General features: G+C 59.3%; 20 protein-coding genes. 10 read left to right on the forward strand and 10 right to left on the reverse strand.

The window, feature by feature from the left end; all coding sequences use genetic code 11:
- Positions 1-40 precede the first annotated feature (40 nt).
- A complete protein-coding gene (gene typA / locus ACOYNV_RS03450; RefSeq protein ID WP_422898343.1) occupies positions 41-1,885 on the forward strand; it encodes a translational GTPase TypA in 1,845 nt (614 codons plus the stop codon).
- Between the two features lie 75 nt (positions 1,886-1,960).
- Here the strand turns inward: typA and ptsG are convergent, their stop codons facing one another.
- From ptsG to ptsP, 3 genes are read right to left on the reverse strand one after another with little or no spacing between them, the layout of a single operon-like run.
- Positions 1,961-3,748 carry a PTS glucose transporter subunit IIBC gene (gene ptsG, locus ACOYNV_RS03455; RefSeq protein WP_422898344.1) on the reverse strand — a complete coding sequence of 596 codons (1,788 nt, stop codon included), beginning with the start codon at positions 3,746-3,748 and terminating at the stop codon, positions 1,961-1,963.
- 29 nt (positions 3,749-3,777) lie between these two features.
- The gene (locus ACOYNV_RS03460) at positions 3,778-3,915 is read right to left on the reverse strand and encodes a hypothetical protein (RefSeq protein ID WP_422898345.1); all 138 of its coding nucleotides are present in this window, start codon (positions 3,913-3,915) and stop codon (positions 3,778-3,780) included.
- A gap of 15 nt (positions 3,916-3,930) precedes the next feature.
- Positions 3,931-6,474 (reverse strand): phosphoenolpyruvate--protein phosphotransferase, encoded by a 2,544-nt coding sequence (gene ptsP, locus ACOYNV_RS03465; protein WP_422898346.1) that lies wholly within the window; start codon positions 6,472-6,474, stop codon positions 3,931-3,933.
- A 236-nt stretch (positions 6,475-6,710) separates the two neighbouring features.
- On the opposite strand from ptsP, the gene ACOYNV_RS03470 reads away from it, so the two are divergent.
- The 8 genes from ACOYNV_RS03470 (at position 6,711) to ACOYNV_RS03505 (ending at position 14,172) form a co-directional block, all read left to right on the forward strand.
- The gene (locus ACOYNV_RS03470) at positions 6,711-7,001 is read left to right on the forward strand and encodes a hypothetical protein (protein ID WP_422898347.1); all 291 of its coding nucleotides are present in this window, start codon (positions 6,711-6,713) and stop codon (positions 6,999-7,001) included.
- Complete coding sequence (locus tag ACOYNV_RS03475) at positions 6,904-7,305, forward strand: HDOD domain-containing protein (protein WP_422898348.1); 402 nt, start codon at positions 6,904-6,906, stop codon at positions 7,303-7,305. Before ACOYNV_RS03470 ends, ACOYNV_RS03475 begins: the two co-directional genes overlap by 98 nt.
- A gap of 33 nt (positions 7,306-7,338) precedes the next feature.
- A complete protein-coding gene (locus ACOYNV_RS03480; protein ID WP_422898349.1) occupies positions 7,339-7,581 on the forward strand; it encodes a hypothetical protein in 243 nt (80 codons plus the stop codon).
- 457 nt (positions 7,582-8,038) lie between these two features.
- Positions 8,039-8,383, forward strand: coding sequence for a hypothetical protein (locus ACOYNV_RS03485; RefSeq protein WP_422898350.1), 345 nt, complete (start codon positions 8,039-8,041; stop codon positions 8,381-8,383).
- Between the two features lie 180 nt (positions 8,384-8,563).
- Positions 8,564-9,727 carry a CaiB/BaiF CoA transferase family protein gene (locus ACOYNV_RS03490; protein WP_422898373.1) on the forward strand — a complete coding sequence of 388 codons (1,164 nt, stop codon included), beginning with the start codon at positions 8,564-8,566 and terminating at the stop codon, positions 9,725-9,727.
- A 242-nt stretch (positions 9,728-9,969) separates the two neighbouring features.
- A complete protein-coding gene (locus ACOYNV_RS03495; protein ID WP_422898351.1) occupies positions 9,970-10,608 on the forward strand; it encodes a hypothetical protein in 639 nt (212 codons plus the stop codon).
- A 2-nt stretch (positions 10,609-10,610) separates the two neighbouring features.
- On the forward strand, positions 10,611-11,291 hold the full coding sequence (locus tag ACOYNV_RS03500; protein ID WP_422898352.1) for a cobalamin B12-binding domain-containing protein: 681 nt from the start codon (positions 10,611-10,613) through the stop codon (positions 11,289-11,291).
- Positions 11,284-14,172 (forward strand): EAL domain-containing protein, encoded by a 2,889-nt coding sequence (locus ACOYNV_RS03505; RefSeq protein ID WP_422898353.1) that lies wholly within the window; start codon positions 11,284-11,286, stop codon positions 14,170-14,172. The genes ACOYNV_RS03500 and ACOYNV_RS03505 overlap by 8 nt, the downstream gene beginning before the upstream one ends.
- A 335-nt stretch (positions 14,173-14,507) precedes the next feature.
- On the opposite strand, the gene denD is transcribed toward ACOYNV_RS03505, so the two are convergent.
- From denD to icd, 4 genes are all read right to left on the reverse strand, one after another.
- The gene (denD, locus tag ACOYNV_RS03510; protein ID WP_422898354.1) at positions 14,508-15,500 is read right to left on the reverse strand and encodes a D-erythronate dehydrogenase; all 993 of its coding nucleotides are present in this window, start codon (positions 15,498-15,500) and stop codon (positions 14,508-14,510) included.
- Positions 15,497-16,273: a 2-oxo-tetronate isomerase gene (gene otnI / locus ACOYNV_RS03515; RefSeq protein WP_422898355.1), complete on the reverse strand. Its 777-nt coding sequence runs from the start codon at positions 16,271-16,273 to the stop codon at positions 15,497-15,499. Before otnI ends, denD begins: the two co-directional genes overlap by 4 nt.
- Positions 16,274-16,463: 190 nt before the next feature.
- Positions 16,464-17,750, reverse strand: coding sequence for a 3-oxo-tetronate kinase (gene otnK / locus ACOYNV_RS03520; RefSeq protein ID WP_422898356.1), 1,287 nt, complete (start codon positions 17,748-17,750; stop codon positions 16,464-16,466).
- Positions 17,751-17,981: 231 nt separating this feature from the next.
- Positions 17,982-19,211, reverse strand: a complete 1,230-nt coding sequence (gene icd / locus ACOYNV_RS03525; protein ID WP_422898357.1) for an NADP-dependent isocitrate dehydrogenase — start codon at positions 19,209-19,211, stop codon at positions 17,982-17,984.
- Positions 19,212-19,478: 267 nt separating this feature from the next.
- On the opposite strand from icd, the gene aceK reads away from it, so the two are divergent.
- Positions 19,479-21,230 (forward strand): bifunctional isocitrate dehydrogenase kinase/phosphatase, encoded by a 1,752-nt coding sequence (gene aceK, locus ACOYNV_RS03530; RefSeq protein WP_422898358.1) that lies wholly within the window; start codon positions 19,479-19,481, stop codon positions 21,228-21,230.
- A gap of 74 nt (positions 21,231-21,304) precedes the next feature.
- On the opposite strand, the gene rpmG is transcribed toward aceK, so the two are convergent.
- The 3 genes from rpmG to radC all read right to left on the reverse strand — a co-directional run bounded on the left by rpmG (position 21,305) and on the right by radC (position 22,474).
- Positions 21,305-21,460 (reverse strand): 50S ribosomal protein L33, encoded by a 156-nt coding sequence (gene rpmG / locus ACOYNV_RS03535; protein WP_422898359.1) that lies wholly within the window; start codon positions 21,458-21,460, stop codon positions 21,305-21,307.
- A gap of 15 nt (positions 21,461-21,475) precedes the next feature.
- Positions 21,476-21,709 carry a 50S ribosomal protein L28 gene (gene rpmB, locus ACOYNV_RS03540; protein WP_294269166.1) on the reverse strand — a complete coding sequence of 78 codons (234 nt, stop codon included), beginning with the start codon at positions 21,707-21,709 and terminating at the stop codon, positions 21,476-21,478.
- Between the two features lie 87 nt (positions 21,710-21,796).
- On the reverse strand, positions 21,797-22,474 hold the full coding sequence (gene radC, locus ACOYNV_RS03545; protein ID WP_422898360.1) for a RadC family protein: 678 nt from the start codon (positions 22,472-22,474) through the stop codon (positions 21,797-21,799).
- Positions 22,475-22,489: the final 15 nt, after the last annotated feature.

The following is a 22,489-nucleotide window of genomic DNA, read 5'->3' on the forward strand; positions in this document are numbered from 1 at the left end:
GTGCTAAAATTGCCGCCTTTTATCAAAGAGTTGCCCCACCATGTCCCGTCCTGTTCGTAACATCGCCATCATTGCCCACGTCGACCACGGCAAGACCACGCTCGTCGACAAACTGCTGCACCAGGCGGGTACTTTTTCTGCCCACCAGCATATCGCCGAACGAGTCATGGACTCGAACGACCTGGAAAAGGAGCGGGGCATCACGATTCTCGCCAAGAATCTGGCCGTCGATTATCAGGGTGTGCATATCAATATCGTCGATACGCCGGGACACGCGGACTTCGGTGGTGAGGTCGAGCGCGTGCTGTCGATGGTTGACGGTGTGTTGCTGCTGGTCGATGCCGTCGAAGGGCCGATGCCGCAGACGCGCTTCGTCACCAAGAAGGCTCTGGCGCTCGGACTCAAGCCGATTGTCGTGGTCAACAAGATCGACCGTGAAGGTGCGCGTCCGGATTGGGTGGTCGATCATACCTTTGACCTTTTCGACAAGCTCGGCGCCACCGACGAACAACTCGATTTCCCGGTGATCTACGCTTCGGCGATTAACGGCTATGCGACGCTTGATCTGGCTAAACCTTCGACTGACATGCGGCCGATGTTCGAGGCGATCCTCGAACATGTTCCGCCACCGCACGCCGACGAAATCGAGGGCCCGCTGCAACTGCAGATTTCGGCGCTCGATTATTCGACCTATGTCGGCCGTATTGGCATTGGCCGAATTCAGCGCGGTCGCCTGAAACCGGCGCAGCAGATCACCGTGATGTACGGCCAGGCCGATGCTGACGGAAAATTCGAGCACGGAAATCCGAAAACGGCAAAGATCAATCAGGTTTTCGGTTTCCGCGGCATCGAACGGGTTTCGCTGGATGAGGCGGTTGCCGGCGACATCGTGCTGGTCACCGGTGTTGAAGAACTCTCGATTGGCTGCACGATCACCGATAACGAGAAGCCCGAAGCCTTGCCGATGCTGAAAATCGACGAGCCGACGTTGAACATGACCTTCATGGTCAACAACTCGCCGTATGCCGGTACCGAAGGCAAGTTTGTCACCAGTCGCCAGATCCGCGAGCGACTGACCAAGGAATTGCTGACCAATATGGCGCTGCGCGTCGAGGAAACCAGCGATACCGACTCTTTCCTGGTTTCCGGTCGTGGCGAACTGCACCTGACCATCCTGCTTGAGACCATGCGCCGCGAGGGCTTTGAACTGGCCGTCGGTCGTCCGCGCGTGATCTACAAGATGGTCAATGGTGTGGAATGCGAACCCTACGAAATGCTCACCCTTGACGTGGAAGAAGCGCATCAGGGCGGCATCATGGAAGCGCTTGGCTACCGCAAGGGCGATCTGCAGGATATGGTTTCCGATGGTCGCGGACGCGTCCGTCTCGAATACCGGATTCCGGCGCGTGGCCTGATCGGCTTCCAGGGGGAATGCATGAACCTGACGCGTGGAACCGGCCTGATGAGCCATGTGTTTGACGAATACGCTCCGGTCAAGGGCGACATTCCGGGCCGCCGCAACGGCGTGCTGATTTCGGCAGAGCAGGGCGAGGCTGTCGCTTACGCGCTGTGGAAGCTGCAGGACCGTGGCCGCATGTTCTCGGTTCCGGGTGACCGTCTGTACGAAGGCATGGTCATCGGCATTCACTCGCGCGAGAACGATCTGGTGGTCAACCCGATCAAGGGCAAGCAACTGACCAACGTTCGTTCCTCCGGGACCGACGAAGCCGTGCGACTGGTGCCGCCGGTTGATGTGACGCTGGAGAGCGCCGTCGAGTTCATCGACGATGACGAACTGGTCGAAATCACTCCGAAGAGCATCCGCATCCGCAAGCGCTTCCTGACCGAACACGAGCGCCGTCGTGCGTCGCGTAGCGAGGGGTAAATAACCCCGGAACAGCTCCGCAGGGTGAAGCGGGGCTGAGGCAACAAGCCTGCAGGCCAATGAATACGGGCGTCTTCAGGCACTGTTCAGGGCGCTGGCAAACTGTTCTGCCTTGTCCCCGATGATCAGGTGCAGCACGCCGGGGGCGGCTGTCATGAAGGCGACAACGCCGGAGAGCCTGGCAGCAGGCTCGTCGAACTTCGCTGCGTCAGCCAGTTCAACGCGCAGGCGGGTGAAGGCGATGGCTTCCAGTTTTCGCACATTGGCGCGACCACCGAGCGCAGCCAGCATCGGACCAGCCGCTTCGCGTACCCAGTCTTCTACTTCGGCCGGTGTGGCGGCTTCGGCGGCGACTTGCTGGACGGGCGCAGCAACCGGCACCGCTTCGCCATCGGCTTCCGCGCCGGCGACCTTGAGGTAGTCCTCCATTTCGCCCTTCAGGTTTTCCGACAGCGGCCCGAAGATCGCCTGGAAGCCATTGCCTACGGTCATCACGCCCGAGGCACCGAGCGCCTTCAATCTGGCCTGATCGACCTTGGCCGGCACCTTCACGGCCACGCGCAGGCGGGTGATGCAGGCATCCAGACTGGTGATGTTGCTGCGCCCACCAAACGCCAGAACCAGGTCGCGCGCCTTGCCGTGCTTGCCTACGCTGACAACTGCCGGAGCGCCGCCGACAACCTCGTCTTCACGGCCGGGAGTCTTCAGGTTGAACTTCTGGATGACGAAGCGGAACACCGTGTAGTAGATCACCGCGTAGATCGGGCCGAGGATGAACACGTAGCCCGCGTTCTGTGCCTTGCCGCCGATCAGGTTGAACATCAGGAAGTCGATGCCGCCCTGCGAGAAGGTGAAGCCCATGTGCATTTGCAGCGTGTTGGCAACGAACTGTGCCGAAGCCGCCAGACAGGCGTGGATGAAATAAAGGACCGGGGCCACGAAGAGGAAGGCGAACTCGATCGGTTCGGTGATGCCGGTGAGGAACGAGGTCAGCGCAGCGGAGACCATGATGCCGCCGACGGCCACCTTGTTTTCCGGCTTGGCGCAGTGCCAGATGGCGATGGCCGCTGCCGGCAGGCCGAACATCTTGAACAGGAAGGCGCCGGAGAGGATGCCGGCGGTCGGGTCGCCGGCGAAGAAGCGGTTGATGTCGCCGCTCACCACTTTGCCGGAGGCATCGGTGAAGGCGCCCATTTCGAAGAAGAAAGGCACGTTCCAGATGTGGTGCAGGCCGAAGGGAATCAGCAGACGTTCGATGAAACCATAGACGGTCGCCGCCGTCCGCGGATCACTGACTGCGGCCCAGTGCGAGAAGGCCTTGATGGCGCCGCCGATCGGTGGCCAGACGACGGAAAGAATGGCGCCCAGCGCAATGGCGCCGACGGCGGTGACAATCGGCACGAAGCGCTTGCCGCCAAAGAAGCCGAGGTAGGACGGTAGCGCGATGCGGAAGAAGCGGTTGAACATGTAGGCCGCCAGGCCGCCGGCCAGGATGCCGCCGAAGACGCCGGTCTGGATCGAGGGCATGCCGAGGATGATGTCGGGCTTGATGCCCATCAGTCCGGCCATGACGCCGAGGGTCACCGTCATCACCAGGAAGCCGATGGTCGCGGCGATGGCCGACACCCCGTCATTTTCGGTAAAGCCGAGCGCCACGCCGATGGCGAAGATCAGCGGCAGGTTGCCGAAGATCACGTCGCCGGAGTTTTTCATCAGTGACAGGATGGCCAGCGCGAGTTCGTTGCTGGTGTGGAAGTCGGTGGCGCCGATACCCAGCAGCAGGCCAGCCACAGGCAGCACGGCCACCGGCAGCATCAGCGCCTTGCCGATTTTCTGCAGGACGGCAAAAGAATTCTGGAACATGGTTGGAATCTCCTGAAGGTGGCTAGTAGTCAGTCAACGTGAAACTGGTGGATAGTCGTCATTCCGGCGAAGGCCGGAATCCAGAGGTGCACCACTGGCTCTGCATTTCCTTCGGTCAGATTCCGGGTCAAGCCCGGAATGACGGTGTTATCCATAGATTTCAGCATGACTGACTCCCAAAATTAATCGGCGAATGCAGCCAGTCGCGCACGCACTTCGCTGGCGGTGCCCATTTGAATGACTTCTTGTGCCAGTAACTGGCACTCGGCGAGCGAAAGTCGTTTGACCAGGGCCTTGATTGCCGGGATCGCCGGGACCGAAACCGACAGTTCATCGACACCGAGGCCGATCAATACCGGCACGGCCATGGTGTCGGAAGCCATGCCGCCGCACACGCCGACCCACTTGCCATGCTTGCGTGCGCCTTCACAGGTCAGGGCGATCATCTTCAGTACCGCCGGATGCAGGCCGTCGGCCTTCTTGGCCAGCTTGGGATGGCCGCGGTCCATGGCCAGCGTGTACTGGGTCAGGTCGTTGGTGCCGATCGAGAAGAAATCAGCCTCGCGGGCGAACTGCTCGGCCATCACCGCCGCCGAAGGCACCTCGATCATCACCCCGACTTTCACTTCGGTGCGGCCGCTGGCGGTCTGTTCCTCGGCGAGGATGGCGGCAAGGATCGCCTTCGACTCGCGCAACTCTTCAAGCGTGGCGATCATCGGGAACATGATGTGCAGCTTGGCCAGCCGGGCCGTGCGCAGGATCGCGCGCAGCTGGGTGCGGAACATTTCCGGCTGGTCGAGACTGACGCGCACGCCGCGCAAACCAAGGAACGGGTTGTCTTCCTTGGGCAGCGGCAGGTAGGGCAGGGGCTTGTCGCCGCCAACATCCAGGGTGCGAATGACCAGCGTGCGCTCGGGACCGAGCGCGGCGGCCACGGCGCAGTAGGCGGCGGCCTGTTCTTCCTCGTCGGGCGCCGTTTCGCGCTCGTCGAAGAGGAACTCGGAACGTAGCAGGCCGACGCCTTCAGCACCGTTGGCCACGCCTTCGATCGCGTCCTCGGCGTTGCGCACGTTGGCCACCACTTCGATGCGCTGGCCGTCTGTCGTTACTGCCGGGGCGCTGGCGCCGGCCAGTTCTTCTGCGCGTTTGGCGGACTGGCGGGCCACGCGTTCATAGGCCTGGGTGATTTCGGCTGCGCTCGGATTGCGCTGCAGAATCCCCTTCGAGCCGTCGAGCACGACCAGCATGCCCTCCTCCAGCGCCAGCGCGCCTTCGTCGATGCCGCAAATGGCCGGAATGCCGAACGAGCGGGCGAGAATCGCCACGTGACTGGTGGCGCCGCCGGTTGTGGTGCAGAAACCGAGCAGCTTGCTGCGGTCGAAGGAGGCCGTATCGGACGGCGTCAGTTCTTCGGCAATCAGGATCGAGCCTTCGGGCACCACGATCTGCGCATGCTTGACTCCGGCCAGCAGCGACAGAACACGGCGGCCGACATCGCGGATGTCGTTGGCGCGTTCGCGCAGCAGGGCGTTATTGACGCCTTCCAGCGCTTCGAGGCGACGCGCATATTCGGTGAAGGCGGCGCGCCAGGCAAAACCGGCGCTCCGGCCCTGGTGGCCTTGGTTGAGCCCCTTGATCGCCAGGTCCACCAGGTCGGGGTCTTCCAGCAGTTCCTGGTGCGCGTCGAGAATCTGCGCCTTGGCCGGATCGGCAAGCTGGCTCTTGAGCGCTTCGATCTGTGCTCGCGCTTCATGCAGCGCGGCGTCGAGCTTGCTGCGCTCCTGGGTCGGCGTGCCACCGGTTTCGGCAACCTCGATCGCTTGCAGGCGGTATTGCACGATGCGCCCGACCGCCAGGCCGGGCGAAGCTGAAACGCCGACCAACTCATTGGCCGATGCGGCAATGGCGCGTACTGGAGCAACGCCGGCAGTAGCCTCTGGCCCTGCGCCGGGTTTCTCGCCACAGCCCTCGGCGAGCAACGCCGAAATCTTGCGCATGGCCTCGTTGGCGTCAGGGCCGGTGGCCTTGACCCGGATGGCGTCGCCGAGCTTGGTCGCCAGCCCCATCAGTGCCACCACGGATTTCGCGTTGGCTTCGTCCGTACCTCGCAACAGGCGGATGTCGGACTTGAATTTCTTGGCTTCGGCCGCCAGCACCGCCGCCGGGCGGGCGTGCAGGCCGGAGGGATTGGGCAGGCTGACCGCCTCGCCGGTGAGGGCGTCGCCCGCAACGACTTCGACGGCGGCGCCTGCTGCCGCCAGTTCCAGCGTCAACACCACCGACTTGCCGGCGACCACGAGGCCGCTGGCCGGAATGAAGCGGGTAACCTTTTCGACGTTGGCGATCAGGATCTGCGTCAGCAGGCACGGTGCCTTGCGCGCGACAAGATCGACGTCGAAACTGATCAGCGTCTGGCCGACTTCCACCTGATCGCCCTGGCGCACCTTCGGCGTGAAACCCTCGCCCTTGAGCATCACCGTATCGATGCCGATATGCAGCAGCACCTCGATGCCCTGCGCGGTGGAGATGGTCAGCGCGTGATGCGCCTTGTGCAGTTGCGTCACGGTACCGGCCACCGGCGAAAGCAGGACGCCGGACGTCGGATCGAGCGAAACACCGTCGCCGACCATTTTCTGGGCAAACACCGGATCGGGTACCGTTGCCAGCGGAACCAGCACACCGGAGAGCGGGGCGACCAGTTCGAGTCGGTTCGTGGGGTCGGGCATTGATCACCTCCAAAATTGGTTCAAATCTTGTTTGGGTCAGCCCGGCGTCAGACTGCGGGAAGCAATTCATCAGGAAGGACAGTGAATTCGAGGTAACGTTCGTGAGCATCCAGCAGACCGTCCACAGGGGTCAATCAACGGATAGCCGGCGAGAGGCCTTGAGATAGCCGGGCTTTTTCCATGGAGCAAGGTCATCGACAACCGAAATTTTGCATGACCCGGAATGTTTTGTTAACTTGGAGATCGACGCTGAAAGGAGAATCAAGACACCCATGAATGCCAACCCGGAACCGACCACCGACAAGTCCGGTGAATCCCTCACTGCCCAGCGCTTCCAGATGCTTGAGGAAATCGCCCGTGAACTGGCCGGCGACATAATCTTTCCCACCTGCTTCGACGCCGCTTTCCGCCTGCGCAAGGAACTGCAGAATGCCGATCTGCCCATTTCGCGCATGGGCCAGCATCGTTGGCGTCGAACCCCTGGTCGCCAACAAGCTGATGCAGTTGGCCAATTCCGCCCTCTATAAAACCGACGGCACGCCGGCGCGGGATCTCAAGGCCGCCATCAACCGCCTTGGCGTTGATCTGGTGCGCACCACCGCACTGGCCATTGCCATGCGCCAACTGATGCGCTCCAAGGACATGGCGATTTTCAGCGAACTCACACACGCGCTCTGGATCCATTCCCTGAAAACTGCGGCGACCGCCCGCATCCTGGCCGGACCGGTGCACGAACTGGGGACCTTTTACATGCTTTACCGCGCCGCCAAGTACCCGGAATTACGCGTCCGTCCGGACACGGTGAAATACCTCATCATGCAGTGGCACTAAGGCATCGGGGTTACGCTGCTCAATTCCCTCGGCATGCCCGGGCAAATCGTCAACGCCACCATCGATCACGACCAGCCACGGGCCGCACCGGAAACGGTGCAGACGCTGGCAGACATCGTTTATGTCGCCAATATTCTTTCCGGAACCCATTCCGAATGGCGGCATCAGGACTTTGATCAGGATGCCGGCGAAATAGACACCGTCCGCCGTCACTTCGGCGACCTCCTGCCGGAAATCGAGGCCGCCAGTCATGAAATGCAGGGCGTATTCGCCTAGCGCTCGGCGCAACAGAATGAAGGTTTCGCGACGGCTGCCTGGCTGACCCCGGAATGACGGGGGTTTTATACGCAAGATTCAAGTTGACTGACTACCAGGGCAGAACCGGAAGAACAATCCCGCGAAAAGAGACATGGGCAGGAAACTGCCAGATCAAGTAAGTCACGCATCAAGAATCCTTCGTACCTTCTTGAATCAATGCCGATTACGGGCGCTTTCACTGATGACTAAAGTTTCTTAATGAGATATAATTTTCACATAAGGTAACTAGCCACTCCTTTTTTGGAGCTTCGATGAGAATCAACACGATTGAATCATTACCCGCTGTGTCGCTTGAATGGACGATTCAGTGATGGATTGCTTTCAATACACGCCAAGTTGCGGTCAATGATCCCTAGAGATTAACTAACCATGCCATCGTGCAGCAAAAGAAATAAATACCAGTAAAGGAAAATCCATGGAAAGCCTACCCTTAGAGCGTGAAACTGCATTTCAGCTCAAGTTTGCCGGCAAGTTGACGCGTGAGTTTTACCGGGAACTGGAAGACAGGGTAATCGACGCCATGCGACGCTACAAGAAACTGGAAGTTGACCTTTCGGAGGTCATCGAAATCGATCTTTGCGGTCTGCATCTGGTTGGCTTACTGGTCAGCGCCGGGGTGATTGTTGCCACTTCGGCCGTCGTCGAGCAAGCATCGAAGAACTTGCTGGGAACGCTCAATGCGGCCGCCCTTGGTCGTGCCAAGAGAAGTGAACGGGCGGCCATGAGCAGCCTGCCTGAGAGTGAATTGCACACGAACTAAGGGTTTCCCGGACCTGGACGGAGCCGCATTCGCGGCCCAGGAATATGAACTTACGCGGCTGCGGGGTCGGGGAAAAATCCCTGGCCGCTCCCACGCCTCATGCGGTACGCTTCAATCTCCCTGCTCTGCCTTGCGCAATTCGATGCTGAATTCGCCCACCGTTCCCGAAAGCCCGTCCCTATGCGCTCACTCCCTCTCGCCGGCATCCGCGTGCTGGACCTCACGCGACTGTTGCCAGGACCGTTTGCCACCCTGCATCTGGCCGATCTTGGCGCCGACGTGATCAAGATCGAAGACACCGGTGCTGGCGACTACGCGCGGACAGCGGGCTCTGGCCACGGTGTCATCAACTATTTCCAACTGATCAATCGCAACAAACGCAGCCTGAGCCTGGACCTCAAGCAGGCGGCCGGGGTCGAGGTGTTCATGCGCCTTGCCGCTAGCGCCGATGTCATCATCGAAAGCTTTCGCCCAGGCGTCGTTGACAAGCTTGGCATCGGCTACGCGGCTGTCGCCGCGCTCAACCCGCGCATCGTTTATTGCGCGATCACCGGCTACGGACAGGACGGGCCGTACCGGGAGCGCGCCGGCCATGACCTGAATTACCTCGGCTACTGTGGTCTGCTCGACCAGATCGGCGTCGCCGGCGGCGCGCCTGCCGTGCCGAATTTCCAGATCGGCGACCTGCTCGGCGGAACAATGACCGCCCTGGTCGGCGTCCTCGCCGCGATCGTCGATGCCCGCGCCAGCGGCCACGGCCGCTATGTGGACGTGGCGATGACTGACGCCGTTTTCGCGCATACCCTCTTTCCGCTGCTGACCGTGCTCGGCCGGGGTCACGTGCAGGAGCGCGGTGCCGACGTTTTGTCCGGCGGCATGCCCGGCTACGGCGTTTACGCGACGAGCGACGGACGCTACTTCGCCGTCAGCGCCATGGAGGCGAAATTCTGGCAAATGCTGTGCGAGACCATCGACCGCCCCGACCTGAGGCCGTTCGCCTTTGCCACCGGCGCCGAGGGCCAGCGCATCCGTCGTGAACTGGAAACAGTCTTTGCGCAACGCACGTTCGCCGCATGGACTGCCGTATTCGAGCACGTTGACTGCTGCGTCACGCCGGTGCTGCATCTTGAGGAAAGCCTCGAAAACGAACAGATCCTGGCACGCGGGATGGTCGTCGAGGTCGATGGCGTCAAGCAATTCGCGCCACCTTACAAGATCAGCGAGATGCCGTTCGAAGTCCGCCTTCCAGCCCCGGCGGCCGGCGAGCATAGCGAGGACATCCTGCGCGAGGCCGGTTTAAGTGCCGACGAGATCGCCCGCCTGCGCACGCTGAAAGTGATCTGATCCCGTCCGGCGCTGACGGCCTGAGGGATCATCGCAGTTCGCTACCGAACTGACGAATGCGCAAAGTAAACCCATCCCCGGGGCGTATTACTTTAGTATTGGTATAGAATGAAAATCTTGGGAATAACTGTAAGATTTCGTAATGTTCAAAATGAATCTGCCCTTCACTCAAGTTGAATTCCCTTTTTCACAGGGCGTTTTTCGTGATAAATTTTGTTGAGCATTGCTAAAGGCAGGATGTCATGACTTCCCCCAATTCACTGTTCAACGAAGAATCAGGCAATCATCCCTTGCCCACCGACGAGCGCGAGATTGCCGCCGTCCTGTGCGCTGCGTTGCGTTGTCATGAGGAGCATCCTTATTTTTCCGAGCGCTATGGTGAGCGCGGCGAAGCGTTCATACGTTCCGACGGCGGCTATCTGGCAACACTGGCCGATCATCCCCAAAGCTACGTGAACGATCAGGTGACGTGGCTGGCTGGCGTGCTGGCCAACCGCGGCATGCCGCGCTGGCCGATGGAAGCGCATCTCGACTTCCTCTGTGATGAATTGAACGCCGCCGTGCCCGCGCGCGCCCCTGATTATCTCAAGCTGCGGCACGCCGCTCAGTTGTTGCGTGAGCAGCGGCAGGCCCGGATCGCCCAGGCCGATTTCGATGCGCTGGTGGCCGCCTTCGAGTCAGCGTCAGGCGGTTGCCTCAAAGGTGCCGGCGGGCTTGTCGTCGCCGCCGTTTGTGATGAATGCTGCGGGCTGCCCGAGGCCGTACCCAGCCTGATCGGCTGGCTCAGTGACCCTGATCGTTTCCCGCCGCAGTGGTGTGCCGCCGTCACGGATACGCTGGCCCGCGCCAGCGCTGTCGCAGATCAAAAGCGAGGAGGCTGACCGTGACAGTCGCTCTGGATACTTCTTCATCCATCGGAGAATTCTGCTACCAGACCTATCTGGAAAAGCTGCTCGCCGGCGACCGCCATCACTGTGCTGACCTCGTGCAGGAGCGGCTGCGGCAAGGCGTTACGCTGAAGGCCGTTTATCTCGACCTCATCCAGCGGGCGATGTACGAGGTCGGAACCCTTTGGGAAAGAAACGCGGTCTCGATAGCGGCGGAACACCTGGCCTCGGCTACCACCGAGCTATTGCTGGCACAGATCTACCCGCAGCTCTTTGCGCAACCGCACAAGAATCTGCGCGCCATCATCGCCTGCGTGCCGCGTGAGTATCACCAGATCGGCGCGCGCATGGTCGCCGACTTCTTCGAACTGCATGGCTGGCACGGCTTTTCCCTTGGCGCCAATACGCCCACCGCAGCGCTGATCAGCATGATCCGCGAGCGCGATCCGGACGTCGTCGGCCTTTCCATGAGCCTGCTGTTCAACCGTCCACATCTTGAAAGCATGCTGGCTGAGATCAACCGCGAGTTTCCGACGCTCGAACTGTTTCTCGGCGGACGCGCCTTCAGTGGCGACGGTGCCGGCAAGCAGGCCCGCGAGGAATTGATGCAGCGCTATCCGCAGCTCGTTTATTTTGCTTCGCTGAATGAACTTGAAAGCTATCTGACCAGTGGCTGATATCCCCTCTGAGGCCTCAAATTTCTCGGCCCTGAATGGCCAAGCCATCGATGGCATCGTCTGGCACGAAGCGCCGCTGGTGCTGCTGCAACTGAACGCTGCCGACCGGGTGGTTAACTGTAATCCCTACGCGCTGCAACTCACCGACATGAATCTGGTCGGGATGGCGCTTGACCAGGTCTTCCTCGACTTCTCGCCGAAGCCGGCGCCCTTGGACGTGCGCGCCATGACGGCAGCCAAGTACCCAACGCGCTTCATGTTGCCAACGGTGACCGGTCTGCCGGCCAACCTGCTGTTCCGCTTCATCGCCACGCCGTCCGGCGAGGTGCTGGCCATCGGCTGGCACGATATGCCCGAAGTGACGAATTTGCAGAAGCAACTGATCGATCTGAACAACGAGCTCAATTACGTTACCCGTGCGGCATTGAAGGATGCGCAATTCGAGCTCGAAAGGCAGACCGCCAAACACCTGAGCATTCTCGAATCGGCGGGTGAGGGGATTTTCAGCCTGGACGCCGAAGGCCGCCCCAGCTTCGTCAATCCAGTGGCTGCCACCACGCTGGGTTATAGCCCGGAAGAACTGATCGGAAAATCCACCTATGCCGACTGGCATGGCCAGCACCCCGATGGCCGGCCCAATGCCGAGGCGGAAAGTCCAATCAAGAGAACCCTGACGCACGGCATTGCCCATACCACCGACGACGATTTTTTCAAGCGCAAGGATGGCGGCTTCATTCCGGTGGCCTTTACCTCCAGCCCGATCATCGACCATCGCAAGGTGGTCGGCGCCGTGGTGACGTTTCGCGACAATACCGAGCGCAAGCAGAACGAAGTCGCCCTGCGGCTCTCCGCCAGCGTCTTCGCCAACAGTTACGAAGGCATCATGATCACCGATGCGGACAACGTCACCATCGACGTCAATCCCGCCTTTTCCCGCATCGCCGGCTACAGCCGCGAGGAAATTCTGGGCCAGAACCCGCGCCTGCTCAGTTCCGGCCGCCAGGGGCCCGAGTTCTACGCCCGCATGTGGCAGTCCTTGCGCGAGCATGACTTCTGGCAAGGCGAGATATGGAACCGCCGCAGGAACGGCGAGTTTTATGCCGAGATGCTCTCCATCTCGGTCGTGCGCGACAACAGCGGCCGCTTGCTGCACTACATTGGCGTCTTCTCCGACATCACCCATCTCAAGGCACACGAGGCCGAACTCAACCGCATTGCCCATTACGACATGCTGACCGGCATCCCCAATCGCCGGCTGCTCGCCGACCGTCTGGATCAAGCCATCGTTCGCGCCCGCCGCAGCGGCAAGCCGATGGCCGTCTGCTACCTCGACCTGGATGGCTTCAAGGTCATCAACGACATGCACGGACATGAAGCCGGCGACCAGTTGCTGATCGCGCTGGCCACCCGCATGAAAGAGGCTCTGCGCGAAGGCGACACGCTGGCCCGGGTCGGCGGCGACGAGTTCGTCGCCGTGCTCAGCGACCTGGCCGATGTCGCCGCCAGCGTACCGATGCTCAGCCGCCTGCTTGCCGCTGCTGCCCAGCCGGTGCTTCTTGGCGAACTGGAACTTGAGGTTTCAGCCAGTGTCGGCGTCAGCTTCTTCCCGCAGGAGGAAGACGCGGACGCGGATTTATTGCTACGCCAGGCCGACCAGGCCATGTATCAGGCCAAGCTGGCAGGAAAGAACCGTTACCACGTTTTCGACGCCGAGCAGGATCGTACCCTGCGCGGCCACAACGAGAGTCTGGAGCGCATCCGCCTCGCCCTCGCCGCACACGAATTCGTGCTCTATTACCAGCCCAAGGTGAACATGCGCACGGGGACGGTGATCGGCGCCGAAGCGCTGATCCGCTGGCAGCACCCGGAAAGAGGTCTGCTCGCCCCGGCCATGTTCCTGCCGACGATCGAGAACCATCCGCTGGCCATTGAAGTCGGCGAGTGGGTGATTGACACGGCCCTGACCCAGATGGCCCGGTGGCAAGACGCCGGACTGAACATTCCGGTCAGCGTCAATGTCGGCGCCCGCCAGTTGCAGCAGGCGGAGTTTGCCGAGCGCCTGCGCGCCCTGCTGGCGGCGCATCCGGGCGTCAGTCCGGGTAACCTGGAACTGGAGGTGCTGGAGACCAGCGCACTGGAAGACCTGGCCGGCGTATCCCAGGTCATCAAGTACTGCTGTGATATCGGGGTGCGGTGCGCCCTCGATGACTTCGGCACCGGCTATTCCTCGCTGACCTACCTGAAACGCCTGCCGGTCACCCAGCTCAAGATTGACCAGAGCTTTGTCCGCGACATGCTCGACGACCCGGATGACCTGGCCATTCTGGAAGGTGTGCTGGGTCTGGCCATCGCCTTCCGCCGCCAGGTCATCGCCGAAGGCGTGGAGACCGTGGAACATGGCGAGATGCTGCTGCAACTCGGCTGCGAACTGGCGCAGGGCTACGGCATCGCACGCCCCATGCCGGCCGCCGATTTTCCTGGCTGGGCGGCCGACTGGCATCCCGATCCGGCCTGGGGCGATCGGCCTGCCGTCAACCGTGACGATTTGCCGCTACTCTTTGCCGGCGTCGAGCATCGCGCCTGGATCAATGCCATTGATCTCCATTTGAACGGCCACAGTGAAGCCCCGCCGCTTGATCACCACGAGTGCCGCTTCGGTACCTGGCTGTATAGCGACGGCCAGACCCGCCATGGTACGCAATCAGCCTTCCATTTCATTGAACTGATACACCGCCAGGTGCATAAGCTGGCGGCAGAACTGCTGGAACTCCATGCAGCCAACCGGAGCGCCGAGGCGCTGGCCAGACTGGGCGAACTGCATAAGCTGCGCGACGCCTTGCGTGCTCAGTTGAAGTTGCTGCTGCAGGAAAGCGCACGCTAGGAAAAACCGGCCTGCAAGGCAGACAGGACGGGCATCTTGCAACACGATGCGCTGCAAGCCAATGTTCATGCGGTTGTTGCGGCATGCATCGCCACGATGGCGCACTGACGCCATCACAGACCGATGCATGTCAAACTTCCACGCTAAAATCCAGAGGCACGAACGTTAAACCTAAAAACCGCAGTTCAAACCACGGCGACACGGAGGGCACAGCGAAAAGCCTCAGCATTTCAGGATTGCATGGCTCACCCAAAGGGTGATTAATGAAAACATTGCAAGTCATTGTTTTTTCGCTGTGTTCGTCGTGTCCGCTGTGGTTAACTGCTTTTTTCAGGTTAAATTTCACTGCAGCGCCGAGCCACCAGATCATCCGCAATATAGGCGTGAACGATGCTGTCGAAGTCCTTGTCGCCTTTGAAACCGAGTGCATGGGCGCGCTTCATGTCCCAGCTTCCAGGCCAACTGCCGATAATCCGCTGCACGACGGGATCGCTTTCCCAGCGGATCTTGCTGACTGCCGCTTGACCGGAAATGCGGCCGAGTGTTTCGACCATTTCACCGACCGACACGCTCACGCCGGGCAGGTTCAGCACACGGTTCTGGACGAAAGCTTCGGCGCCGAGATCGTGCGCAAAAACCAGGTTTTCGACCGCCTGACGCGGTGACAGCAGCCATAGCCGGGTATCCGCCGTCACCGGGCAGACCGTCTCTTCGTTATTCAGCGGCTCGCGGATGATGCCGCTGGCGAAGGAAGAAGCGGCCTTGTTGGGTTTGCCGGGACGCACGGAAATCGTCGGCAAGCGCAGGCAGCGTCCATCGATGAAACCTTTGCGGCTGTATTCGGACAACAGCAGTTCGGCGATTGCCTTCTCGATGCCATACGACGACTGCGGATTGAGCGCCGTCTCATCCTGAACCACGGCGGGCAAATCGCCGCCATAGACCGCCACCGAACTGGTGAACAGCACTTTGGGGCAATGCCCGAGGCGGCGACAGGTCTCGAACAGAAGACGGGCGGCATCGATGTTGATGCGCATGCCGAGATCGAAGTCGGCTTCCGCTTGGCTGCTGACCACCGCCGCCAGATGGAAAATGGACACAGTTTGCGCGTCGACGACGCGGCTCAGCGCCTGCGGGTCGGCGATGTCGCCGGTAACGACCGTCACCCGCGGATCGGAAAAGCCATCGGCAGGAACCACATCGAACAGCACCAGGCTGTCGATTTTCTCCTCGACACCCTTGGCGTTCTTGAGTTTGCCCAATTGCAGCAGCTTCCTGGCCAGGCGCCGACCGAGGAAGCCGGCACCGCCGGTAATCAGAACTTTCATAGCATTTCCTTCATCCAGACCAGTCCGTCCTCGGTTTTACCGCGCGGGCGATACTCGCAGCCGACCCAGCCGTTGTAGCCCAGTTCATCGAGAAGACGGAACAGATGGCGGTAATTGACTTCGCCCTCGTCGGGTTCGTGACGGTCGGGAACGCTGGCGATCTGGATGTGCCCGACACCTGCGAAGTTGTTCTTCAAGGTCATGGAAAGGTCGCCCTCGACAATCTGGGCGTGATAAAAGTCCATCTGCACCTTGAGGTTGGCAGCACCGATCTCGGCACAAATGGCATGCGCTTCGGCCTGGGTGTTGAGGAAATAACCGGGAATGTCCCGCGTGTTGATCGGCTCGATGACCAGCGTCAGGTTTTTTTCGGCCAGCGCCTTGGCGGCATACCAGATGTTTTCGACAAACACCGCCCGATGCCATTCGCGGTCGGCGCCTTCCGGCAGCAAGCCAGCCATGGCGTGAATAGTCGGCGTTCCCATTGACAGCGCATATTCGAGGGACTTGGCCACACCGGCACGGAATTCTTCTTCGCGCCCCGGAATCGAGGCAATCCCGCGCTCGCCCTCAGTCCAGTTTCCTGGAGGCATGTTGAAGAGCGCGCTCTTCAATCCTGCTTCCTGCAGCCAGCGCGTGACATCGGCAACCGGATAGTCATAGGGAAACAGGAATTCGACGGCGACAAAACCAGCTTTCGCGGCGGCGGCAAAGCGTTCCTGAAACGGAACCTCGTTGAACATCATGGTCAGGTTGGCAGCGAATCTTGGCATGGTAATCCCCTCTGAAATCGAGTATATAAACGCTCTTGAGTTCCCTGGCCGGCTCAAAGGCTGTGAGAAAAAAATGCATAAACACCCACCGCAGAGGCGCTAAGGCGCAGAGGTTTCGCAGAGAAAACCTTTAACAAATGGGGTTTCCTTTGCGTTTTCTCTGCGCCTTTGCGGTGGATTCTTGATATTTTCACAGGCTCTCAGAAAGTCGGCTCCAGGCCTTGAGGAAGAAATCCGGTGTGCCGAAATTACCCGATTTGAGCGCCAGCGCCAAGGGCCGTTCGCCGGACTCGCGCGTGATGGCCACCGTCCACGGCACGCCGGGATCGATCTCCGGACCGATGCGCAAGCCGGTAATTCCGAGCGCACTGACCACGGCGCCGGAAGTCTCTCCCCCGGCGACGATCAGTTGCCCGACGCCCTGAGCAAGCAATCCCCTGGCGATGGCCGCCAGCGCCTCTTCGACCAGCCTGCCGGCCTGCGCAGTACCCAGTTGCGCCTGCGCGGTCTTGACCGACTCCGGCGTCGCCGTGGCATAGAACAGCAGCGGCCCATCGTGAATACGGCTGGCCGACCAATCCAGCGCCGCACTGACCCTGCTGCTGTCGCGCGCCAGTTCAAGCGGATCGATGCGGAAGGACGGATGAACCGCTTGCATGGCCGCCACCTGACCTTGCGTGGCGAGCGAGCAACTCCCGGAGATGACGGCGCGCAAACCTCCCGTCGGCGGCAAGACATCAGCCACCCGGTCGTCGGCCAGCACGCCGGCGCGCCGGAAATTCTGCGGCAAGCCGAGGGCGATGCCGGAACCGGCCGTTACCAACGGCATATCGGCACAGGCGGCACCGATGCTCATCAGATCGTTATTGGACAGGGCATCGACCACGGCAATATTGCAGCCTTCCGCCTCCAGTGCCTTGAAGCGGGCACGAATGGCCGCTTCGCCCTGGCGCACGACGGCGTAATCCAATAAACCGGCCTTGCCCCTTATCTGGGCTTGCAACACGCGAACCAGATTGGCGTCGGTCATCGGCGTCAAGGGATGGTGTCGCATGCCCGAATCGGACAACAGCAGATCGCCGACAAACAGGTGGCCCTTGTAGATCGTCCGGCCATTGGCCGGGAAAGCCGGGCAGGCAATGGTGAAAGCGCTGCCCAGCGCGCTCAGCAGGGCTTCGGCAACGGGACCGATGTTGCCTTTGGCGGTTGAATCGAAGGTCGAACAGTATTTGAAGTAGAACTGACGGCAGCCGGCCTGCTGCAACCAGCGCAGCGCGGCGAGCGATTCGGCGACCGCTGCAGCGGTCGGTACCGTGCGCGACTTCAGAGCGATGACGACAGCGTCAACATCGTTGCCAATCGGCTCTTGCGGAATCCCGATCATTTGCACCGTGCGCATGCCGGCCTTGACCAGCATGCCGGCAAGGTCGGTGGCGCCGGTAAAATCGTCGGCGATGCAGCCCAGCAGGACAGTCATGACGTGCTCCTGATATTAATGCATCCATGGAAGCCACAAAAACAGGCGTTCTACAGCCATATATTCCACAGACCGTTTAAATACGCCACTCTCCAGAGGCATATCTTGTAGATCGTTTATCCATGAGCCATGCAGCGCTTCTGTATTCTGAAATTCATTCTGAATAGCCATGAAAAAGCCCCCGGGAAAATGGAATCTCCGGGGGCTTTTCGATGCAGCTTGCAGCAAAACTTACATGCGCTCGATCATCGCGTCGCCAAACTCCGAGCACGAAACCTCGGTGGCGCCTTCCATCAAGCGGGCAAAGTCGTAGGTCACGACCTTGTCACCAATGGCGGCTTCCATGGACTTGACGATCAGGTCAGCCGCTTCCAGCCAGCCGAGGTGACGCAACATCATTTCGGCGGAGAGTATCAGCGAACCTGGATTAACCTTGTCCAGTCCGGCGTACTTCGGTGCCGTTCCGTGCGTGGCTTCAAAGCAGGCGTATTTGTCGGAGATATTGGCGCCCGGCGCAATGCCGATACCGCCAACCTGTGCAGCCAGCGCGTCGGAGATGTAATCGCCGTTCAGGTTAAGCGTGGCAATCACGTCGTACTCGGCCGGACGGAGCAGGATCTGCTGCAGGAAAGCGTCGGCAATGGCGTCCTTGATGATGATTCCGTTGGGCAGCTTGAGCCACGGACCGCCGTCGATCTCGACACCGCCAAACTCGTTCTTGGCCAGTGCGTAGGCCCAGTCACGGAAGCCACCTTCGGTGAACTTCATGATGTTGCCCTTGTGCACGATGGTTACCGACTTGCGCTTGTTGGTGATCGCATAATTGATCGCGGCGCGCACCAGACGCTCGGTGCCTTCCTGGGAAACCGGCTTGATGCCGATACCCGAGGTTCCCGGAAAACGGATCTTCGTGACGCCCATCTCAGTCTGGAGAAATCTGATGAGCTTCTTGCAGGCCTCTGTGCCAGCCTGCCACTCGACACCGGCGTAAATGTCTTCGGTGTTCTCGCGGTAGATGATCATGTCGATCAGTTCCGGATGCTTGACCGGCGAGGGGACGCCCTTGAAATAATGTATCGGACGCACGCACTGGTACAGGTCGAGTTCCTGACGCAAGGCCACGTTCAGCGAACGGATGCCGCCGCCGACCGGCGTCGTCATCGGGCCCTTGATCGAAACGGAGTATTCCTTGAGCGCAGCGAATGTCTCGGCCGACAGCCAGATGTCAGAACCGTACATCTTGGTCGATTTTTCACCGGCATAGACTTCCATCCAGTGAATCTTTTTCTTGCCGCCGTAGGCCTTGGCCACTGCGGCATCGACCACCTTGATCATCACCGGGGTGATATCGACACCAATGCCGTCACCTTCAATGAAGGGAATAATCGGGTTATCCGGAATTGCCTGGCCGGGAACAATTTTCTGGCCGCCCTGCGGAATCTTGATCAAACTTTTGCTCATTTCTACTCCATATATGTGATTTGGTACTACCCTGGTCGCGTGCCCGCTCAGTCGCCCAATAGCCTGCTTTGCATTTGCCGCAGAACTGAAAACCAATCAACGTAGCGTACCTTGGACATTGGAAAACGCTGCCTGCAACAGGTACAGCGCACAATTATGGCGGAAAACCTTGCTCTTCGCCAGCACTCGATAATTCTCTTTTGTCATACAACCTCGTGCTGCAGTTAGTGCTACAATTTTTGCTCTTACTACTCACGGCCAATGAAGATGGACATCTCCTCAGACAAGAACCCCCTGGCCCTGCTCATTGCCAAAACGATGATCGACGGCTTCAACCGCCACTACCAGCTTATCCGCCACTATGGACAACACGCGAAGGAACTCTTTGAAGCCGGTGACTGGAAGGGCGTCCAGAACGCCGTAAGCGAACGCATCCACGCTTACGATAATCGGGCAAAAGAATACGCCAAGATCCTCGAAGAAGAATACGGTGCCAATTCGCTCGACGACGATTCCTGGCAGAAGGTCAAACTGCTCTACATTGGCCAGTTAATCAACCACAAGCAGCCTGAACTCGCCGAAACATTCTTCAACTCGGTCTGTTCAAGGCTCCTGCACCGGACCTATTTCCACAACGACTACATCTTTGCCCGCCCGGCGGTGTCCACCGAATACATCCTTTCCGACCCGCCCGTGTATTCAAGCTACTATCCCTTGCAACACGGAATGCGCCAGACGATCAAGCAAATCATCATCGATTTCGACTGGAAGCGCCCCTTTGAAAACCTCGACCGAGATGTCGATTTCATCCTGCGCACGACCGATAAATTTCTCGGCGGCTGGCCCAAGGCGGAATCCAATGTCCAGATTCAGGTGCTCTACTCCGCTTTTTACCGGAACAAGGGCGCTTATATTTTTGGCAAGGCGATCAACGGCCACGTTGTGATTGCTTTCGCTATTCCTGTCTTGCATACGCCGGATGGCAAACTGGTACTCGATACCATCCTGTTCGATACCTCGCTGATTGTTTTGCTTTTCTCGCTATCTCGCGCCTACTTCATGGTCGATATGGAGGTTCCCTCGGGTTACGTCAATTTCCTGATCAGCATCCTGCCGAACAAGCCACGTTCGGAAATCTACACCATGCTCGGTCTCGGCAAGCAAGGCAAAACAATGTTCTTCCGCGACCTGAAGGATCACCTTCGTCACTCCGAGGACAAGTTCATCATCGCTCCAGGCGTTCTCGGCATGGTCATGCTGGTCTTCACGCTTCCCTCCTATCCTTATGTATTCAAGATCATCAGGGACGTCTTTGCGCCGACGAAAGAGGTTGATCACGACACGGTCAAGGCCAAGTACCTGCTGGTCAAGAAGGTCGACCGTGTCGGCCGGATGGCCGACACGCTGGAGTTCTCGCACGTTGCCTTGCCGAAAATACGCTTTTCGGACGAACTGCTCGAAGCCTTGCACACGCACATTCCTTCACTGCTTGAAGAAGATGGCGATGATCTGGTCATCAAGCACCTCTACATTGAGCGGCGCATGACACCACTCAACATCTATCTCGACTCAGCTACACCCGAGCAGATCGACCACGCCGTGCACGAGTATGGCAATGCCATTCGGGAACTGGCCTGTGCCAATATTTTCCCCGGCGACATGCTGTGGAAGAATTTCGGCATGACGAGTTACAAGCGCGTGGTGTTCTACGACTATGACGAAATCGAATACATGACCGACTGTAATTTCCGCGTCATTCCGGAAGCACCGTATCCGGAAATGGAAATGGCCAGCGAGCCCTGGTATTCAGTCGGTAAAAACGATGTTTTTCCCGAGGAATTTGCCTCGTTCCTGCTCGGATCGCCCAAGGTTCGCGCGGCATTTCTGAAATATCACCGCTATCTGCTGAACGCCAAATTCTGGAAAGCTGCTCAGGAAAAAATCCGCTCGGGTTACGTTGAGGATTTCTTTCCCTATCCTGAAGAATTGCGTTTCTGCAACGCCTTCAAAAATGAGTGATATCGAGGAAAGTACAAAAACCGGGCAAAAAAAACCTCGCTGAATGAGCGAGGTTTTTTTTCACCATAGCCAAATTATCTCAGCTTGGTTTCCTTGTAAGAAACATGTTTGCGAACTACGGGATCGTACTTCATCATCTCCAGCTTTTCTGGCTTGGTTTTCTTGTTCTTGGTAGTGGTATAAAAGTGACCGGTACCAGCACTTGACTCAAGTTTGATCTTTTCACGCATGGCCGCAGCTCCTTGTCAGATCTCGCCGCGAGCGCGCAAATCAGCGAGCACGACGTCGATACCGTTCTTGTCGATAGTGCGCAAACCGGCGGTGGATACGCGCAGGCGAACCCAGTGGTTTTCGCTTTCAACCCAGAAACGGCGATACTGCAGATTCGGGAGGAAGCGGCGCTTCGTTCTATTGTTGGCATGGGAAACATTGTTCCCGACCATCGGGCCTTTACCCGTTACTTGGCAGACACGCGCCATGATTGTTGCTCCAATTGATCTTGGGTAGAAAGGCGGCGATTTTAGCCTAAACAGCCGGGTTGGTTCAAGCTATTTCTGCAAGCTCTGTTATAGCAAACCTCGTTCGGCGAATGACAAGGGCGGAGATTGGCCGGCCACGATGAAGTGATCGAGCACCCGAACATCAACCAAAGCCAGTGCCTGCTTGAGTTCCCGGGTCAGAAACTCGTCGGCAGACGAAGGCTCGGAAACGCCCGAAGGATGGTTGTGGGCAAGAACGACAGCGGCCGCGTTATGCCCCAAAGCCTTCTTGACGACTTCGCGTGGATAGACACTGGTCTGTGTCAGTGTCCCGCGAAACAGCTCTTCACCCGCGATCAGACGGTTTTGTGCGTCTAGCCAGAGGGCATAAAATACTTCATGCTTCAACCCGGCCAGATTCAAGCGCAGGTAATCGCGTACCGCACCCGGCGTAGCAAAGGCGCTGGCCTGCTTCATTTCCTCGGCCAGTGCGCGACGCGACATTTCCAGAACCGCCTGCAACTGGGCAAATTTGGCCGGTCCCATGCCGGGAATTAGCGAAAACTCGTTTTGAGACGCGGCAAATAGTTGATTAAGGCTGCTGAAACGCTGGATCAGATCGCGCGCCAGATCAACTGCGCTCTTCCCCTTCACTCCAACCCGCAGAAAAATTGCCAGCAATTCAGCGTCGGAAAGCGCGGCGGCGCCCTGCGCCAGCAAACGTTCGCGCGGGCGCTCATCCTTCGGCCAGTCGGTAATTGCCATGGTCTAAACTCGGTT

Origin of the sequence: Propionivibrio sp., assembly GCF_049316945.1 — a bacterium.
Taxonomy (GTDB): domain Bacteria; phylum Pseudomonadota; class Gammaproteobacteria; order Burkholderiales; family Rhodocyclaceae; genus Propionivibrio.

What these genes read in the sequence shown, in the direction of transcription:
- typA (WP_422898343.1), top strand. Translation starts at nt 41, where the DNA reads ATGTCCCGTCCTGTTCGTAACATCGCCATCATTGCCCACGTCGACCAC.
- ptsG (WP_422898344.1), bottom strand. Translation starts at nt 3,748, where the DNA reads ATGTTCCAGAATTCTTTTGCCGTCCTGCAGAAAATCGGCAAGGCGCTG.
- ACOYNV_RS03460 (WP_422898345.1), bottom strand. Translation starts at nt 3,915, where the DNA reads ATGCTGAAATCTATGGATAACACCGTCATTCCGGGCTTGACCCGGAAT.
- ptsP (WP_422898346.1), bottom strand. Translation starts at nt 6,474, where the DNA reads ATGCCCGACCCCACGAACCGACTCGAACTGGTCGCCCCGCTCTCCGGT.
- ACOYNV_RS03475 (WP_422898348.1), top strand. Translation starts at nt 6,904, where the DNA reads ATGCCGATCTGCCCATTTCGCGCATGGGCCAGCATCGTTGGCGTCGAA.
- ACOYNV_RS03480 (WP_422898349.1), top strand. Translation starts at nt 7,339, where the DNA reads ATGCCCGGGCAAATCGTCAACGCCACCATCGATCACGACCAGCCACGG.
- ACOYNV_RS03485 (WP_422898350.1), top strand. Translation starts at nt 8,039, where the DNA reads ATGGAAAGCCTACCCTTAGAGCGTGAAACTGCATTTCAGCTCAAGTTT.
- ACOYNV_RS03490 (WP_422898373.1), top strand. Translation starts at nt 8,564, where the DNA reads ATGCGCTCACTCCCTCTCGCCGGCATCCGCGTGCTGGACCTCACGCGA.
- ACOYNV_RS03495 (WP_422898351.1), top strand. Translation starts at nt 9,970, where the DNA reads ATGACTTCCCCCAATTCACTGTTCAACGAAGAATCAGGCAATCATCCC.
- denD (WP_422898354.1), bottom strand. Translation starts at nt 15,500, where the DNA reads ATGAAAGTTCTGATTACCGGCGGTGCCGGCTTCCTCGGTCGGCGCCTG.
- otnI (WP_422898355.1), bottom strand. Translation starts at nt 16,273, where the DNA reads ATGCCAAGATTCGCTGCCAACCTGACCATGATGTTCAACGAGGTTCCG.
- otnK (WP_422898356.1), bottom strand. Translation starts at nt 17,750, where the DNA reads ATGACTGTCCTGCTGGGCTGCATCGCCGACGATTTTACCGGCGCCACC.
- icd (WP_422898357.1), bottom strand. Translation starts at nt 19,211, where the DNA reads ATGAGCAAAAGTTTGATCAAGATTCCGCAGGGCGGCCAGAAAATTGTT.
- aceK (WP_422898358.1), top strand. Translation starts at nt 19,479, where the DNA reads ATGGACATCTCCTCAGACAAGAACCCCCTGGCCCTGCTCATTGCCAAA.
- rpmG (WP_422898359.1), bottom strand. Translation starts at nt 21,460, where the DNA reads ATGCGTGAAAAGATCAAACTTGAGTCAAGTGCTGGTACCGGTCACTTT.
- rpmB (WP_294269166.1), bottom strand. Translation starts at nt 21,709, where the DNA reads ATGGCGCGTGTCTGCCAAGTAACGGGTAAAGGCCCGATGGTCGGGAAC.
- radC (WP_422898360.1), bottom strand. Translation starts at nt 22,474, where the DNA reads ATGGCAATTACCGACTGGCCGAAGGATGAGCGCCCGCGCGAACGTTTG.